Source organism: Streptomyces sp. GDS52 (assembly GCF_052246875.1).
Lineage (GTDB): Bacteria > Actinomycetota > Actinomycetes > Streptomycetales > Streptomycetaceae > Streptomyces > Streptomyces cathayae.
In genome coordinates, this window is sequence record NZ_CM125966.1 from 1,018,620 (window position 1) to 1,034,795 (window position 16,176).

Here is a 16,176-nt window from a genome sequence, read left to right on the forward strand (position 1 = left end):
ATGATGAGCGAAACCACCAAGACTCTGTTCGACACCGACAAGGTCCTGGCCGAATTCGGCCTGGACCAGGTGCACCCCGGTACCTATGGGGACTCGATCGGCTGGGGCACCACCGAGGGACGGCCGGTCATCGAGGCGCAGTGTCCCGCCGACGGTGAGGTCGTGGGCCGGATCGCGGCCTCGGACGGACAGGACTACGAGACGCTCGTGGCCGCCGCCGTCGAGACCCAGAAGCGCTGGCGGATGGTTCCGCCGCCGCGGCGCGGTGAATTCGTGCGCCGGATCGGTCAGTTGATCGAGGAGAACCTGGAGAGCCTGGCCGCGGTCGTCTCGCTGGACACCGGCAAGTCGACGATGGAGGCCAAGGGCGAACTCCGCGAGGCGGTCGACATGTCGACGCTGGCCGCCGGCCAGGCGCGGATGATGTACGGCTTCACCCAGCAGTCCCAGCGGGTCGAGCACCGTATGTACGACCAGTGGCTGCCGCTGGGCGTCGTGGGGCTGATCAGCGCGTACAACTTCCCGGCCGCCGTGTGGGCGCAGAACGGGTTCCTGTCCGCGATCGCCGGCAACACGGTGATCTGGAAGCCGAGCCCGAAGGTGCCGCTGACCGCGATCGCCGTGCAGAAGCTGGTCAACCGGGCGGCGGCGGAGATGGGCTGTGAGGGCGTGTTCTCGCTGTTCATCCCGGACGACAACGCCGTCGCCGAGACGATGGTCGCCGACACCCGGATCGCCATGATCTCGTTCACCGGTTCGACGACGGTGGGCCGCAAGGTCGCCGACATCGTCGGCTCGACGCTGGGCCGCCGGTACCAGCTGGAGTGCTCGGGCAACAACGGCTGCATCGTCGACGAGACCGCCGACCTGGAACTCGCCGCCAGGGCACTGACGTTCGGTGTGGTCGGCACGACGGGCCAGCGCTGCACGAGCACCCGCCGGATCATCGCCCACACGAGCATCGCGGACGAACTGGTCGAGCTGCTGAAGAAGGCCTTCGACCAGATCACCGTCGGTGACCCGCGCGATGCGGACACCGTGGTCGGCCCGCTGATCGACCGGCAGGCGGTGGAGGACTACCGGAAGGTCCTCGCCGGTGCCGAACGCGAGGGGGCCACCGTGGTGTACGGCGGCAACGTGCTCGACCGCCCCGGTCTGTACGTCGAGCCGGCCATCGTCACGGGTGTCGAGCCGCACTTCGAGATCGCCCAGTCGGAGACCTTCGTGCCGATCGTCTCCGTGCTGACCTACGACGATCTCGAGGAGGCCATCGAGATCCACAACGGCGTCGCCCAGGGGCTCGCCTCGGGCATGCACAGCACGAACCTGACCAACATCGAGACCTTCCTCTCCGCCCGCGGCAGTGACTGCGGCATCGTCCGGATCAACATGGGCACCACGGGCGCCGACGTCGGTTCCGCGTTCGGCGGCGAGAAGGAGACCGGGGGCGGCCGCACCGCCGGCTCGGACGCGTGGAAGGGCTTCATGCGCCGCCAGAGCGTCTGCGTGAACTGGGGCGGGACCTCCGCCTGGGACAACCGGATCGACCTGTGAGGACCACCACCATGAAGAAGAAACGTTTCATCTCCGACGCCGTGCGTGAGCCGGCGGACAAGATGTGGTCGAACTGCCTGCGGGTCGACGACCTGATCCTGATCTCCGGAATGACCGCGCGCGGGCAGGACGGGGTGAGCGTCCTCGGCGACACCGCCTACGACCAGTCCAAGGTCGTCTTCCAGAAGATCAAGGACCTGGTCGAGGCGGCCGGCGCGGTCATGGACGACATCGTCAAGATGACGATCTTCGTCACGGACATGGGGGACAACGCCGGGGTGTGGAAGGCCCGTCAGGAGTTCTTCTCCGGCGACTTCCCGGCGTGCTCCCTGGTCGAGGTCTCCGCTCTCGCCAAGCCGGAGATCCTGCTCGAGATCGAGGCCATCGCGGTGGCCGGCTGCAGCGTCGACTGAGCGTTCTCAGCGACTTAGGCGCGTCCCACTGTGAGAAGTGGCCGTGGGCGCCATATCCCTCGGGGGTAGGAACTGTGTCCTCACCAACCAGAAATCCCAGATCCACCGATTCTGCACTGGCGACCGCCGCGGAGGACCATGCCCTGGTCAGTGTGCCGCTGAGCGAGCGGAGGAGCGGCTACCAGCTCTCCCTCAGCCCGGTCAGCGTCGCCACCGCCCTCGTCATCTTCGCCATCGCGGGCTTCACCGTCGTCCTGGCCGGTTTCGCCATCGGCATGCTCGTCGGTGTCCTCGTCGCGGCCTTCGCCGTGTTCCTCGGCAAGGCCCTCGGCCGGATGGCCTTCGAAACCGGCATGTCGAGCACCATCACCTCCCGGTTCTTCGGGTTCGGCTTCATGGGCTCGTCGATCGGCTCGATCATCTTCGCGTTCATGATCCTCGGCTTCCTGGCCATGGAGTCCGCCCTGCTCTACCAGGGCACGCTGCTGATGTTCGACCTGCCCGACTCCTGGCCGATGCGCGTCCTCCTCTACGGCCTCATGACACTGGCGTGGATCGCTCTGGCCATCTTCGGCCTCAAACTCGCCCTGCAGGCGTCGGCCGCCCTGACCGTGATCACGCTCCTGGTCACGATCTACATGATCGTGCACATCTACGTGATCCAGGGCGCCGACCCGATGGACGTGTTCGCCTACGGCGGTGTCGTCCCCGGCGGTTTCTGGCCCAAGGCCGAAGCCGCGATCGGAGTCATGGGCGCCACGGCGGGAACCATCGCCCTGGTCACCACGGACTTCGCCCGGTACTGCCGCACGCGCCGCGACGTGACGGTGCTGGCCGCCTCCGGTCCGATCACCCAGAACGTCATCATGACCGTCCTGGGATCGCTCGTCGTCATCGGCGGCATGCCCGAGGTCATCGACTACCTCATGGCCCACGATCCGGACCTGAGCCAGGAAGCGGCCGCCGCCGCGGGCAGCACGTACGTCATGGAGAACACGGGCGCCTTCTTCGTCGTCTTCGCCGGCTGGATGGGCTTCATCACCATCTACGCCGCCCAGGCGAAGGCGCAGGCCATCAACGCCTACTCCGGCTCTCTCTCACTGGTCAACCTGATCGACTCCCTCACCGGGTGGAAGCCGGGCCGGGCGGCGATGGTGGTGATCGGAAACGTCATCGCCCTGCTGATGATCGCCGCCGGCATCCTGGAGCAGTTCGCCGCCTACCTGGCGTACCTGGGCTCCATGACGCTCGGCATGTGCGGCGTGATGATCGCGGACTACTACCTGGTCCGGCGCGCACGGTACGACCGGGACACGCACCGGGTGGAGAAGTGGAACTGGGCCGGTGTCATCACGCTGGCGCTGTCCGCCGCGGTCGGCACGGTGCTGATGGCCACCGAAGTCTTCGCCCTCGGCTTCCTGGTGTCGTTCGTACTGGCCCTGGCCGCCTACCCGGTCCTGCGGTCCTGGCTGCCCGAAGGCACCGGCACCACGTTCGTCGCGGGTGAGGAAGCCGTCGAAGAGGCCGTCTGACCCCGCCGGCGGCCACGGCCCCACAGCCGTGGCCGCCGGCCCACCCCGGCCCGCACGGGCCGGACCCACGATTTCCAGGAGGTTCGGGATGACCGACATCATGTGGGACTCCGAGATCTACGAGAAAGCCGCCGACGCGAAGACCCTCGCGTCGAGCGTCGCGACCCCCTCGCTCGCCGATCCCCGCCTGCTTCGCAACACCCTGGGCAACTTCGCCACGGGCGTCGTCGTGCTCACCTACCGGTCCGGCGACAGCTACTACGGCGTCACCGTGAACTCCTTCACCTCGGTGTCCCTGGATCCACCGTTGCTGCTGGTCTCGATGCAGCGGACCTCGCGGGCCCTGACCTACCTGCTCGAGCGGCCCTTCGCGGTCAACGTGCTCGGCGACAACCAGCTCGGCACCGCCCTCCACTTCGCGGGCAAGCCGCAGGACGCCCACCTCATCGAGTGGGTCGACGACGGCATCGCTCCGCGGATCAACGGTTCGCTGGCGTACTTCCAGTGCACCCCGTGGGCGGGTTACGACGGCGGGGACCACGTCCTGGTCCTCGGGCGCGTGATGTCCTACGGCCAGCAGGACGACACCAATCCCCTGCTCTTCTACCGCGGTCAGTGGAGCGCCCTGGCCCAGGAGACCGAGGCCGAGAGCGCCGCCGCCGGCGGTGCGCAGTCGGAGAGGAGCCGGTCATGACGGTCCGGACCCAGGTGAACGAGGACTTCTCCGGGCTGCTGAAGCAGCTGGACGAGATCTACCCCCTGTTGCAGAGCGAGGCCGCGGACAGCGAGCGTCTGCGGCGTCCGACTCCGGCGGTGCAGGACGCGCTCCGCGACAGCGGAGTCTTCGGGTTGATGGTGCCGGCCGGACTCGGCGGTATGGAGGCGTCCCCCCTGCAGATCCTGCAGGTGATGGAGAAGCTGTCGCACGCCGACGCCTCGCTGGGGTGGCTGGTGCGCGCCGTGGTGAGCGAGACGGCGGCCGCGGCCACGTACCTGGGCGACGAGGCGGTGGCCGAACTCTTCACCCAGAACACGTTTCCCCTGGTGGCGGGGCAGTCCACCGCGTTCACCGGCCAGGCCGTACGGGAGGACGGCGGCTACCGGGTGAGCGGACTCTGGCAGTTCGCGGCCGGGGTGTCCATGGCCACGCACCTCAATCTCGCGGTCACCGTCCAGGAAACGGGTGAGCGGCTGGTCTGCCTGGTTCCCCGCGCCGCCCTGCGGATCAGCGACAACTGGGACATGCTCGGGCTGCGGGCGACGGCGAGCCTCGACTACCAGGCCGAGAACCTGCTGGTCAAGGACGCCTACGTCTTCCGCCCCGGCCCGCAGCACGCCCGGCGGAGCCGTTCCCTGCACGGCCTGAGTCCCGCTCTGCTGGCCGGTCTGCATCAGGCGGCCTGGTCCCAGGGGGTCGGACGCCGCATGCTCGACGAACTGCGCGAGCTGACGCAGCGCAAGGACCCCGCAGCGGGGTCCCCGGTCACCAGTGACGAGTTCTTCGCGGAGTACGCACGGCACTTCTCGCACGTCCGGGGCACCATGGCACTGCTGCGCGAGACCTGGCGCGACAACGAGTCGACGCTCGCGGCCGAGGCCCAGCTGGACGACGAGCAGGAGACGATGTCGCGGCTCGCCTGCAGCCTCGCCTCCCGGACCGCGGTGGAGATCAGCCAACTCGTGCACCGTTTCGCGGGCGCGCAGGTCATGCGGGACGGCACGTTGCAGCGCTTCTTCCGCGACAGTCACGCCGGAAGCCAGCACCGGGGCTCCTCGCACATCGTGACGCAGAAGTGCGGCCGGATGCTGTCGGGCACCCTGCCCGCCGGGTCGCACTGGGGCTTCTTCGACCTCGTGGTCCCCGAGCAGGCGACGGCGTGAGGGAGACGCGGGGAACCCGGAGGACGCGGGGGACGCACAGTACGAGGGAGGAGAAAACCCGGCCCTCATCCCGGCCGTGAACCCAGGTGCACCGACCAGTCCTGGGCCGCCTGCGGCTTGCCGTGCAGGTCGGGGACGCGCTTGAGCCAGTCCGGGCGGCCCTGCCGGGTCCGGGCCGCGCGGCGCGCGTTCTCCTCGGCCAGTTCCGCCGCGGCGGGGAAGTCGGTCGGCAGCCACGCCGCGGAGGCCCGCACGCGTGCGTGGAGGTACGCCACGTACGCCTCGCGGGCCGCGTCGGGCGTCGCGGAGTCCGGGTCGTCGGCCAGCCAGGCGTCGGGCACCTCGGCGGTGACGGCCCGCAGCAGTTCCCCGGTCACCCGGGGAGCCAGTTCGGCGTCGGCGGCGCGGACGTCGGGCGCGTGGCGGCCGAGGGCGTGGTGACGGAAGTCGTACGCCCTCGCCGGGTCGGAGGCGGCCCAGCGGTGGTGGAAGACGAGCGCGGCCCCGTGATCGATGAGCCACAGGCGCGGCGGGGCGACGCCGAGCGTGGGCCAGACCATCAGGTTGGAGCTGTGCGTGGTCCGGTCCACGTTCACCGTGAGCGCGTCGAGCCAGACGATCCGCCCGGCCTCCACCGGATCGACGGGGAAGACCTCGGCGACCTCGGGCGTGAAGTCCCGCGCGCCCGGCAGGTAGTCCATGCCGAGGTTGATCCCGGCGCTGCCGGAGTGCAGCTCCCGCACCTCCTGGTGGGGCTCGCCGTCGGCGATCGCCGGATCGAAGTGGACCAGGACCAGCTCCGGGAAACGCAGTCCCAGGGCGCGGGCCAGCTCCCCGACGATCACCTCGGCGACCAACGCCTTGCGCCCCTGCGCGGACCCCGTGAACTTGACTACGTACGTGCCGAGGTCGTCGGCCTCGACGATCCCGGGCACGGAGCCACCGGAGTGCAGGGGGGCGATGTAACGGGTGGCGGTGACCTCGGACAGCATCTCCCCAGGCTATACGGGGCCCATGCCCAGGGTTTCGAGCGCCGGTGGCGGTCGGTGTCAGGTGCGGGGTGCTCGGTCGAGGCCGGTGAGCGCGCGTCCCATGCGGGCGAGTGCCTGGCGCAGGATCACCGGTGAGGTGGCGAAGTTGAGGCGTACGTGTCCCGCGCCGCCGGTGCCGAAGACGTGTCCGGAGCTGAGGGCGACGCGGGCCTCGTCCAGGAACATCCTCGCCGGTCCGGCCAGGTCGGTGACGACGCCCGGGCCGTCGCCCGGGCCGCCGGCCGGACGGTCCTCGTGCAGTGCGAGCCCGGTGCAGTCCAGCCAGGCGAGGTAGGTGCCCTGGGGCGGGGTGTACCCCACGCCGGGGAGGTGTTCGTCGATCAGCCTGCCCAGCAGGCTCCGGTTGGCGTCGAGTCCGAGCAGGAGTTCGTCGAGCCAGTCGGTGCCGTCGCGGAACGCCGCGGTGTGGGCGAGGACGCCCAGGTGGCTGGGGCCGTGGCCGACCTCTTCGGGCATGCGCCGCAGGTCGTCCGCGGCTTCGGTGCCGGCGATGGCCACGGCGGCCTTGAGACCGGCCAGGTTCCACGCCTTGGAGGCGGAGGTCAGGGCGAACCCGTCCTCGGAGCCGGGGACGCCGAGGAACGGGGTGAAGACAGCTCCCGGCAGCACCAGCGGGGCGTGGATCTCGTCGGAGACCACCCGGACACCGTGCCTTCGGGCGAGTGCGGCGATCGCCTCGAGTTCCGCGCGGGTGTGGACGACACCGGTCGGGTTGTGCGGGTTGCTCATCAGGAAGGCCGCGCGGCGGCCGTGGCGCCGTGCGCGGGTGAACGCCTCCTCGAGTGCGGCGAGGTCGACCCGCAGGTCGGGGCCGAGGCGGGCCTCGACGACCTCCCGGCCGTCGTGCGCGAGGAACGCGTAGAACGGCGGGTAGACGGGTGAGCAGACGACGACCGCGTCGCCGGGGCCGGTGACGAGGCGGAGGATCTCGACGATGCCCAGCATGACGTCGGGCACGATCGCGGTGTTCTCCACCCGCAGGCCGTCCCACTTCCAGCGCTCGGCGGCGAAGCCGGCGAGGGCCTCGGCGTAGGCGGTGCCGTACGGGTATCCGGTGTCTCCCAGGTCGACGGCCCGGTGCAGCGCGTCGGCGACGGCGGGTGCCAGGGGGACGTCCATCTCCGCCACCCAGAGCGGGAGGACGTCCGCGGGGTGCGTGCGCCACTTCATGCTGGTGCGCTGCCGCAACTGCTCCAGGGACAGCCGGACCAGCGGATCGGTGCGGCCGCCTTCACCGGCCTCGGGCTCGGAGGGCGAGTGGTGCGTGGCCTCACTCATACGTGACTCCCCTCGCCCGGGAGAACCGGGCCTGCATGGTGCCGGTGTGATCATCCTGCTGGACGGTACCCCGTTTCCACCAGATACCGGCCAGAAGATCGAACGACCGCATCGGAATCGAGCCAGTGGGTCCGGGCTCGGTCACCACCGACAGGTGCCACCGACACAGCCGGACGGTGCCGCATGGGGGCGAGCCACATGGTGGCGTCCGGTTCGTCGTCGCCGACGTCGGCTGCCCCGGTCACCTCACCGCCACCGACCGTGCCGTCGACGGGCGCCACCGGTGGGCGCCACAGACATAGCCGGACGGCGCCACATGGGTGTGAGCCACATTGTGGCGTCCAGGTGGCGTGAAACACACTGCCCGGACGTCGCTCAGGAACCGAATCCGTGAGGGACCCCTGGGGCGTATCCGTCGTCGCATCGAGGAGCCGTACGGCCATGCGTAGATCCGTTTTCCTTCCCGCCACCGCGGCCGCGATCGCCGTCGCGTTCACCGCTTCCTGCTCCAGCCCGGGCAGCAACGCCGCCTCCGGGTCGAAGGAGGTGCAGGTAGCCCTCGTCACCTCCACCAGCGGGCCGCTGGCCTCCTACGGCGAGCAGTACCTGCAAGGCTTCGAAGCCGGCCTCGACCACGCCACCGAAGGCACCGGCGCCGTCGACGGCATCAAGATCACCGTGCTGAAGGACGACGACGCCGGTGATCCGGCCAAGGGCGTCTCCCTGGCCAAGAAGCGCATCGGCCAGGGAGTGCCGATCATCGCCGGCACCGCCGCCTCCGGGGTGGCCACCCAGATCGCCCCGGTGGCGGCACAGAACAAGACGCTGTACATCAGCGGGCCCGCGGCCACCGACGCGCTCACCGGCGTCAACCGCCACACCTTCCGCTCCGGACGCCAGACCTACCAGGACGTGACGACCGCCAAGAACATCCTGGGCGACTCCCCGGGCAAGAAGGTCGTCGTCCTGGCCCAGGACAGCGCCTTCGGGCAGGCCAACGCCGAGGCCGTCAAGGCCGTGCTGGGCACCGACGGCACCACGGTGACCTCGGTGCTGGCGCCGCCCAGCGCCACCGATCTGACCCCCGTGGCGAGCAAGGTCAAGGCGGCCCAGCCGGACATGGTCTTCGTCGCCTGGGCGGGAGACACCGCCCAGTCGATGTGGTCCACCCTGGACCAGCAGGGCGTGCTGGACGCCGCCACCGTCGTCACCGGCCTGGACATCCGGGCCAGTTACCCGGTCTTCGGCAAGGCCCGCGAGAAGGTCACCCTGCTGGCCCACTACGTGCCCGAGGCCACCAGCACGCCGGAGGCCGAGGCCATGCGGGCGTACTTCGCGAAGAAGAAGTGGGACGAGGACCTGTTCTCGCCGGACGGCTTCAACGCCGCCCAGATGGTCGTCGAGGCCGTCAAGGCCGGTGGAGCGGACGGGGACACCGACGCCATGATCAAGGCCCTGGAGGGCTTCACCTTCTCCGGCGTCAAGGGGGAGAACACCGTACGGGCGGGCGACCACGCACTGCTGCAGCCCACCTTCCAGGCGAAGTTCACCTCGGCCGACCACCCGGAGGTGTCGAAGACCTTCCCCGCCGAGCAGGTCGCGCCCGCCGAGAAGAAGATCGGCTGACGCATGACGCCCGTGCTGCAACTGGACCGGCTCAGCTGGTCGGTCGGCGGAGCCACCATCATCAACGAGGTGTCCCTCGACGTGGGCGAGGGGGAACTGCTGGCCGTCATCGGCCCCAACGGGGCCGGAAAGACCTCCCTGTTCAATCTGATCTCCGGCCTGACCTCCCCGACCGGCGGCACCATCCGCCTCGACGGTCACGCCGTCACCTCCCTGCCGCCGCACCGACGCTCCCGCCGGGGTGTCGGGCGGACCTTCCAGTCGTCCTCGGTCTTCTCGACCATGACGGTGGCCGAACACGTGGAGCTGGCCGCCCGGTCCGCCGGGGTGCGCCGCGTGAGCGAGGCCGACGTGAGGGGGGTGCTGGCCCGGGTGCGCCTGGCCGACCGCGGCGCCGGTCTCGCGGCCGGCCTGTCCCACGGCGACAAGCGCAAACTCGAGCTGGCGATGCTTCTCGCGCCCACCCTCGCCGGCGGATCGGCCGGAGCGCGGCTGATGCTGCTCGACGAGCCGATGGCGGGTGTGGCCGCGGAGGAGACCGGCGAACTCACCGACCTCATCCGCTCCCTGCACCGCGACGAGGGCCGGACCGTGCTGCTCGTCGAGCATCACATGGAAGTGGTGCTCGGCCTGGCCGACCGGGTCGCCGTCATGCACCACGGGCAGCTGCTCGCCGCCGCGGCACCGGCCGAGGTCATGGCGAACGCGACCGTCCAGCAGGCCTACCTGGGAGACGAGCTCTGATGTCCTCTCCACCGATACTCACCGTCAGCGGCCTCGAGGTGGACATCGCCGGGTCGCACATCCTCAAGGGCATCGGTTTCGACGTCCCGGCCTCCGGGGTGACCGCCCTGCTGGGGCGCAACGGCGTCGGCAAGACCACCACGATCCGCGCGGTCCTCGGACTGCTGCCCGACGGCGGACGGGTGACCGCGGGCCGCGTCACCTTCGACGGCCACGACATCACCGCCGAGCCCACCCACCGCACGATCCGCCGCGGCATCGGCTACGCCCCCGAGGACCGCGGGATCTTCGCCGGCCTGACCGTCGCCGAGAACCTCGCCCTGGCCGAACGCCCGGGCAGCGCCCACCACTACGACCTCGTGCACGACCTGTTCCCCGAACTCGCCACCCGCAGCGGCCAGCGCGCCGGCACCCTGTCCGGCGGCCAGCAGCAGATGGTCGCCCTCGCCCGGACCCTGCTCAACGACAACGCCCTGGTCGTCGTCGACGAGCCCACCAAGGGCCTGGCTCCCCGCGTGGTCACCGAGGCCACCGAGGTCCTGGAGCGCGCCGCGGAGCGGGTGCCGCTCCTGCTCGTCGAACAGAACCTCGCCGTCGTCCGCCGACTGGCCCGCAGCGCCGTCGTGCTGGACGCCGGACAGGTGGTGCACACCGGGGACGCGCGCGAACTGCTCGCCGACGCGGAGCGGACGACCGCGCTGCTGGGTGTCGGCAGTCACTCGAGCAACGGAGCCGCCTGATGGACACCCTCGTCCTGCTCACCCTGACCGGTCTCGGTCTGGGAGCCCTGTACTTCCTCATCGCCTCCGGTCTGGCCCTGATCTTCGGGCTGATGGACGTGCTGAACTTCGCGCACGGCGCGTTCCTCACCGTCGCCGGCTACACCGCCTGGCGCACCGCCGAGACGGTCGGCGGGGTCCCGGGGCTGCTGCTGGCGGCCGTGGTGGGCACGGTCACCGGCCTCGCCCTGGCGGTGGTGGTGGAGCTGGTCCTCATCCGGCGGCTGTACGGCCGGGTCAGGGAGCAGATCCTGGTCACCGTCGGGCTCTCACTGGCCATTCCCGCGGCGGTACAGACCGTCTGGGGCGCCGACGCCCGCACCTTCCCGGTGCCGGACGCGCTGAGCGGCACCGTCGGGGTGCTCGGCGCCCGGGTGCCCGTCAACCGCTTCCTGCTGATCGCGGTGGCGGTGCTCGTTCTCTTCGGCGTCCAGCTGTTCCTGACCCGTACCCGCTACGGGCTCATCGTCCGCGCCGGGGTCGAGGACCGGGCGATGGTGACGGCGCTGGGCATCGACGTCACCCGGGCCTTCACCCTCGTCTTCGCGCTCGGCGGTGCCCTGGCGGGGCTCGCCGGCGTGCTGGGCGGCATCTACTTCGGCTCGCTCTCCCCTCATCAGGGGACCTCACTGCTCATCTTCGCCTTCGTCGTCGTGATCATCGGCGGTCTCGGCTCGATCCCCGGCGTCGCGCTGTCCGCACTCAGCGTGGGCCTGGTGCAGCAGTACGCCAACTACTACGCGGGCGGTTACGGCGACCTCGCCGTCATCATCCTGCTCGCCGCCGTGGTGCTGGCCCGGCCGAAGGCCGGCACCGACTCGCCGCTGCTGCGGCTGCGGCGCGCGCTCACCGCACCCCGGGCACAGTCCGCAGGAGGCACGGCATGACCGACACCCGTACCCCGCGGGCGATGCCCGCCGCCGCACCGGTGAAGCAGTCCGCACCACCGCGGGCCGGGCGACTGCGGCGGGCCCGGTCGGTGACCGTCCCGGCCGCCGTGCTGCTGGTGCTCGCACTGCTGCCGTACTCGGCGGTGGAGATCCCCGTCCTCCTCGACGGCCCGGTCAACTCCCCGGGATCACTGCAGCTGTTCGCGCTCTGCCTGGTCTTCGGCGCGCTCGCGCTCGGCTACGACCTGATGTTCGGCCGCACCGGGCTGCTGTCCTTCGGCCACGCCCTGTACATCGCCGGCGGCGCCTACGGCACACAGCTGGCGATGGCCGAACTCGGCCTCGGTCTGCTGCCCGCAGCCCTGCTCACCCTGGTTCTCGGCACGGTGGCCGCCCTCGTCCTCGGCGCCATCTCGTTGCGCACGCTCGCCCTCGGCGGCGTCGGCTTCGCCATGGTCACCCTGGCCTTCGCCCAGGCGGGGGCGATCTGGGTGGAACGCAACCCCGGTGGTCTCACCGGCGGCGAGGAGGGCCTGCCGCTGTACACCGACGGGGTGCCGGCAGCGCTGGTCGGCGTGCAGAACACCGTCCACATCTACTGGCTCGCCCTCGCCTACCTGGCCCTGGTCGCCACCGTCGTGTGGATCGCCACCGCCCGCCCGGTCGGCCGCGTCTGGCAGGGGATCCGCGACAACGAACAGCGCGTCGCGGTCCTCGGCCGCAGCCCGTTCGCCTACAAGCTCGGTGCCTTCACCCTCGCTTCCGCGCTCGCCCTGCTCGGCGGCGTGCTGCACCTCCTGGTCACCGCGGGCGCCACTCCGCACACCTCCACCTCGGAGTTCACGCTCACCCTGCTGGTCATGGCGGTGCTGGGCGGCAGCGGCACCCGCTGGGGGCCGATCGTCGGCGGGGTGCTCTTCACCTACCTCGACCAGCGGCTCGGTGGCTGGAACCTCGGCGTGGAGCCCATGCTGATCCTGGGTGCGCTCTTCGTCATCGCCGTCTACGCGGCCCCCGGCGGCATCACCGCCCTGGGCCGGAGGAGGAGTTCATGACCGCGTCCGTCCGAGGCGTCGTGCAGAGTCTCACCGTCCCGGTGGACGGCGGCGAACTCGCCGTCACCCGGTGGCCGGGCGACGGCCCGCCGGTCATCGCGCTGCACGGCATCACCGCCAACTCCCTGGCCTTCACCGCCGTGGCCGAAGCGCTGCCCGACGCCGATTTCCACGCTCCCGACCTGCGGGGCCGGGCCGCCAGCGCGGCTCTGCCCGGCCCGTACGGCCTGACCGCCCACGTCCGCGACGTCCTCGCGCTGCTCGACCACCTCGGCCGGCGGCAGGCGGTGCTCCTCGGCCACTCCATGGGCGCTTTCGTCGCCGCCCTGGCCGCCGCCCGGCACCCGGAGCGCTTCCCGCGCGTGGTCCTGGTCGACGGCGGCCTGGGCTTCCCCGCTCCCCCGGGCACCGACATCGACACACTGCTGCAGGCCGTCATCGGCCCGGCGATGGACCGGCTGTCGATGACCTTCGAAGACCGGGAGGCCTACCTCGAGTTCTTCCGGGCCCACCCCGCGCTCGGCCCGCACTGGAGCCCGCAGCTGGCCGCCTACGTCGACCGCGACCTCACGGGCCGCTCACCCGAGCTGCGCAGCAGCTGCGTGCTCGACGCGGTACGCGCGGACGGCGCCGGTGTGCTCGGTGACCCCGAAGTCCTGGCCGCCGTCCATCAGCCGCAGGTGCACGGCACCCTGCTGTGGGCCGAACGCGGCCTGCTCGACGAACCGCAGGGCCTCTACGATCCGGCCCGTGTCGCCGCGGCCGCCCTCGACCCCGACCGGATGCCCACCCGGTGCATCGGCGACACCAACCACTACTCGATCCTGTACCCGCCGGCCGCCGGCGAAGTCGCGGACGCCGTGCGGGCCTCGACACCCGCTTCGGGCGGGTGGTGAGACGCGCCGGACGCGGGAGTCCGGCCGGCACCGGCCCGGTCCCGGTGTCGACGCCTTCGGTTCCGCCCCCGCGGCCCGGAGCGTGAACACGACGGTCACCGCCTCGGGTTCACGCTCCGGGCTCCGCTTCTTCAGAGCTTCTTCAGGCCCACCGCCCCGGCGACGTGGCCCTGCTCGCGGGTGACGGCCGCGGAGTCGGGGAAGTTCCGGGGGGATCGGTTCGCCGGCCCGGCCGTCCACCGGACAGTGGTTCTCGCCGCCGGGCAGGTGGTCCCGCACACGCGCCGAGTGGGCTCGATCGGCCTGCGGCCCGCTGTCCCGGGCTTCTCGGTCAGCCATGATCGAGGCATGGCACAAGGCGGCCCTTGGATCTCTCGACTCCCGCTTTCGATCTGGAGATCGGACCCACGGCGCCGATCGCCGGATCCGGCTCAGTGGCCGGGATTCCGGTTCCGGGCGAGGTGGTGCAGGCTCAGCGCGACCTGGATCTCCAGGGCCCTGCCGGGTGTGTTCCAGTCGGGGCCGAGGAGTTGGGCGACCCGGTCGAGGCGCTGGACCACGGTGTTGACGTGGACGTGCAGGGCGTCCTTGGCCTTGGCGAGGCTGGCGCCGTGGTCGTAGTAGGCGCCGAGGGTGCGGGCGAGTTCGGTGCCGCGCTGGGCGTCGTAGGCGAGGACGGGGCCCAGGACGCGGTCCACGTATCCGTGGATGTCCGCCCGGTCGCCGAGGAGCACCCCGAGGAAGCCGAGGTCGGCCAGACCGGCGCCGGTGCCGGTGCGGCCGAGTGCTTCGAGGGCTTCCAGGCAGCGGCGTGCCTCGTCGTAGGTGCCGGGGAGGTGTTCGGGGGCCGTGCCGGGGCCGGCTGCCCCGACGGTGACGGGGGTGCCCAGGCCCCGGGAGAGGCCTTGGGCGAGTTCCTGGGCGAGGGGACCCGGGGTCGGGGTGGGGGCGAGCAGGACGGTGTGCCCGTTGCGGGTGCCGGCCAGGCCGCCGAGCGTGCGGGCACGGCGTGCCGCCTCGGTCAGCAGGCGTGAGCGCAGGTCCGGGTCGCAGTTGAGGACGAGTACCGCGTGCGGCTGGGCGAGGTTGATGTCCAGCTTCCTGGCGCGCAGCGTCAGGCTGCCGGTGTTGCGGTGGCTTCCGGGGGGTTGGGCGGTGAGCAGGTCGTCGAGGAGTTCGCCGCGCACCCGGTCCTCGGCCTCGGCCACGGACCGGCGCAGGAGCAGCAGGAGGGCGGTGACCATGCCGGCCCGTTCGAACAGGCGCCGGTCGGCGTCGGTGAGGTCGGCCCGGCCGGTGAGCACCAGGCTGCCGAGGAGTTCCGGGCCGGCCAGGACGGCGCACACCCAGTTGCCGCCGACGGGGACGGCCCGGCCGCCTCGGCGGGAGGCTTCGATGCCCTGTTCGGGCGGGCGGACCGGGCCGGTGCCCAGGCGGGCGAGTTCGGTGCCGTCCGCGTCGTGCACGGCCAGGCCGCCGCCGAGGAGGGCGGCGATCTCGCGGGTGACGTCGTCGACGTCGCCGCCTCTGAGGACCAGGTCGGTGAGCCGGTCGTGGGCGTCGGCCGCGCGGTGCAGGTCTTCGCTGTGGGCCCGGGCCGTTTCGTTGGCGGCGTTCAGCTCGACCAGCGCGGAGCGGGTCTCCTCCAGCAGGCGGGCGCCGTCGATGGCCACGGCGGCGTGGTCGGCCAGGGAGGAGAGCAGGGCGATGGCCTCGGGGGTGAACTCGCGCGGGGCGCGGTCTCCGGCGAACAGGACGCCGATCACCCGCCGGCCGACGCGCAGGGGGACGCCGAGGATGCCGCGCAGGCCCTCCTCGTCGACGCCCTCGTCGATGGTTCCGGTGTGCTTGAAACGGCGGTCGGTGCGGTAGTCGGGGCTCGCGTAGGGGCGGGCGGTCTGTGCGACCAGACCACCGAGTCCTTCCCCCAGGGCGAGGCGCAGTTGCTGGAACTTGGCGGAGACCGAGCCGGCGGTCACCCGCATGAACGTGTCGCCGGCCGTGGGGTCGTTCAGCGTCATGTACGCGGTGTCGGTGCCCAGCAGGGTTCTGGCCCGGTGCACGATGGCCCGCAGTACGGCGTCCGGGTCGCGCAGTGCGGCCAGGTCGCTCGCGGTGTCGAAGAGGGCGGCGAGCTCGGCCTCCCGGCGCCGGCGCTGGGTCAGGGTCCGGTGGATGTCCAGCGCGGTCCGGGTGGCCTCGTCGAGGACGGCCTGCTCGCTCGGGTCGGCTCCGGCCGCGCGGGCCCGGACCGCGGGCTGGGCCAGGCGTTCGGCGGGTGCGTCGGCGGCGAGCAGGTCGAGCAGCTGCCGGAGTGCCGCCGTCGCCGTGTGGGAGGGGTCGCCGCCGACGGTCGCGGGGCTCACGGGGGGCATGGGGCGGTCCTCCCTCCAGCGTGTGCGGCTGGTGTGTGGATGGGCTGTGGCGGGCCCGCGCGGCGGGCGCGGTGTCTGCGGACGGGCATGCCGCGGTCCGC

Annotated in this window: 14 protein-coding genes; 11 read left to right on the forward strand and 3 right to left on the reverse strand. The window is 71.5% G+C overall.

The window, feature by feature from the left end; all coding sequences use genetic code 11:
• The 5 genes from ACTWJ9_RS04605 to ACTWJ9_RS04625 all read left to right on the forward strand — a co-directional run bounded on the left by ACTWJ9_RS04605 (position 1) and on the right by ACTWJ9_RS04625 (position 5,380).
• Positions 1–1,554 carry an aldehyde dehydrogenase family protein gene (locus ACTWJ9_RS04605; RefSeq protein ID WP_443295232.1) on the forward strand — a complete coding sequence of 518 codons (1,554 nt, stop codon included), beginning with the start codon at positions 1–3 and terminating at the stop codon, positions 1,552–1,554.
• An 11-nt stretch (positions 1,555–1,565) separates the two neighbouring features.
• Positions 1,566–1,967 carry a RidA family protein gene (locus ACTWJ9_RS04610; RefSeq protein ID WP_279332876.1) on the forward strand — a complete coding sequence of 134 codons (402 nt, stop codon included), beginning with the start codon at positions 1,566–1,568 and terminating at the stop codon, positions 1,965–1,967.
• A gap of 152 nt (positions 1,968–2,119) precedes the next feature.
• Entirely contained in the window at positions 2,120–3,499 is a 1,380-nt protein-coding gene (locus ACTWJ9_RS04615) for a purine-cytosine permease family protein (protein WP_443295233.1), read from the forward strand.
• Positions 3,500–3,587: 88 nt separating this feature from the next.
• Entirely contained in the window at positions 3,588–4,193 is a 606-nt protein-coding gene (locus tag ACTWJ9_RS04620; protein WP_279332878.1) for a flavin reductase family protein, read from the forward strand.
• The gene (locus ACTWJ9_RS04625) at positions 4,190–5,380 is read left to right on the forward strand and encodes an acyl-CoA dehydrogenase family protein (protein WP_443295234.1); all 1,191 of its coding nucleotides are present in this window, start codon (positions 4,190–4,192) and stop codon (positions 5,378–5,380) included. The genes ACTWJ9_RS04620 and ACTWJ9_RS04625 overlap by 4 nt, the downstream gene beginning before the upstream one ends.
• Positions 5,381–5,445: 65 nt before the next feature.
• Here the strand turns inward: ACTWJ9_RS04625 and ACTWJ9_RS04630 are convergent, their stop codons facing one another.
• Both ACTWJ9_RS04630 and ACTWJ9_RS04635 read right to left on the reverse strand, forming a co-directional pair.
• The gene (locus tag ACTWJ9_RS04630) at positions 5,446–6,372 is read right to left on the reverse strand and encodes a HipA family kinase (RefSeq protein WP_443295235.1); all 927 of its coding nucleotides are present in this window, start codon (positions 6,370–6,372) and stop codon (positions 5,446–5,448) included.
• A 57-nt stretch (positions 6,373–6,429) separates the two neighbouring features.
• Positions 6,430–7,710: a MalY/PatB family protein gene (locus tag ACTWJ9_RS04635; protein ID WP_443295236.1), complete on the reverse strand. Its 1,281-nt coding sequence runs from the start codon at positions 7,708–7,710 to the stop codon at positions 6,430–6,432.
• Between the two features lie 441 nt (positions 7,711–8,151).
• Between ACTWJ9_RS04635 and ACTWJ9_RS04640 the strand changes: the two genes are divergently transcribed.
• From ACTWJ9_RS04640 to ACTWJ9_RS04665, 6 genes are read left to right on the forward strand one after another with little or no spacing between them, the layout of a single operon-like run.
• Positions 8,152–9,336 carry a substrate-binding domain-containing protein gene (locus tag ACTWJ9_RS04640; protein WP_279332887.1) on the forward strand — a complete coding sequence of 395 codons (1,185 nt, stop codon included), beginning with the start codon at positions 8,152–8,154 and terminating at the stop codon, positions 9,334–9,336.
• Positions 9,337–9,339: 3 nt separating this feature from the next.
• Positions 9,340–10,080, forward strand: a complete 741-nt coding sequence (locus tag ACTWJ9_RS04645; RefSeq protein WP_279332888.1) for an ABC transporter ATP-binding protein — start codon at positions 9,340–9,342, stop codon at positions 10,078–10,080.
• On the forward strand, positions 10,080–10,820 hold the full coding sequence (locus ACTWJ9_RS04650; protein WP_387036629.1) for an ABC transporter ATP-binding protein: 741 nt from the start codon (positions 10,080–10,082) through the stop codon (positions 10,818–10,820). Before ACTWJ9_RS04645 ends, ACTWJ9_RS04650 begins: the two co-directional genes overlap by 1 nt.
• A complete protein-coding gene (locus tag ACTWJ9_RS04655) occupies positions 10,820–11,746 on the forward strand; it encodes a branched-chain amino acid ABC transporter permease (protein WP_279332890.1) in 927 nt (308 codons plus the stop codon). The genes ACTWJ9_RS04650 and ACTWJ9_RS04655 overlap by 1 nt, the downstream gene beginning before the upstream one ends.
• Entirely contained in the window at positions 11,743–12,804 is a 1,062-nt protein-coding gene (locus tag ACTWJ9_RS04660) for a branched-chain amino acid ABC transporter permease (protein WP_279332891.1), read from the forward strand. The genes ACTWJ9_RS04655 and ACTWJ9_RS04660 overlap by 4 nt, the downstream gene beginning before the upstream one ends.
• On the forward strand, positions 12,801–13,700 hold the full coding sequence (locus ACTWJ9_RS04665) for an alpha/beta fold hydrolase (protein ID WP_279332893.1): 900 nt from the start codon (positions 12,801–12,803) through the stop codon (positions 13,698–13,700). The genes ACTWJ9_RS04660 and ACTWJ9_RS04665 overlap by 4 nt, the downstream gene beginning before the upstream one ends.
• Before the next feature lie 431 nt (positions 13,701–14,131).
• Here ACTWJ9_RS04665 and ACTWJ9_RS04670 read toward each other — a convergent pair whose 3' ends face one another.
• Positions 14,132–16,075, reverse strand: coding sequence for a GAF domain-containing protein (locus ACTWJ9_RS04670; RefSeq protein ID WP_387036626.1), 1,944 nt, complete (start codon positions 16,073–16,075; stop codon positions 14,132–14,134).
• Positions 16,076–16,176: the final 101 nt, after the last annotated feature.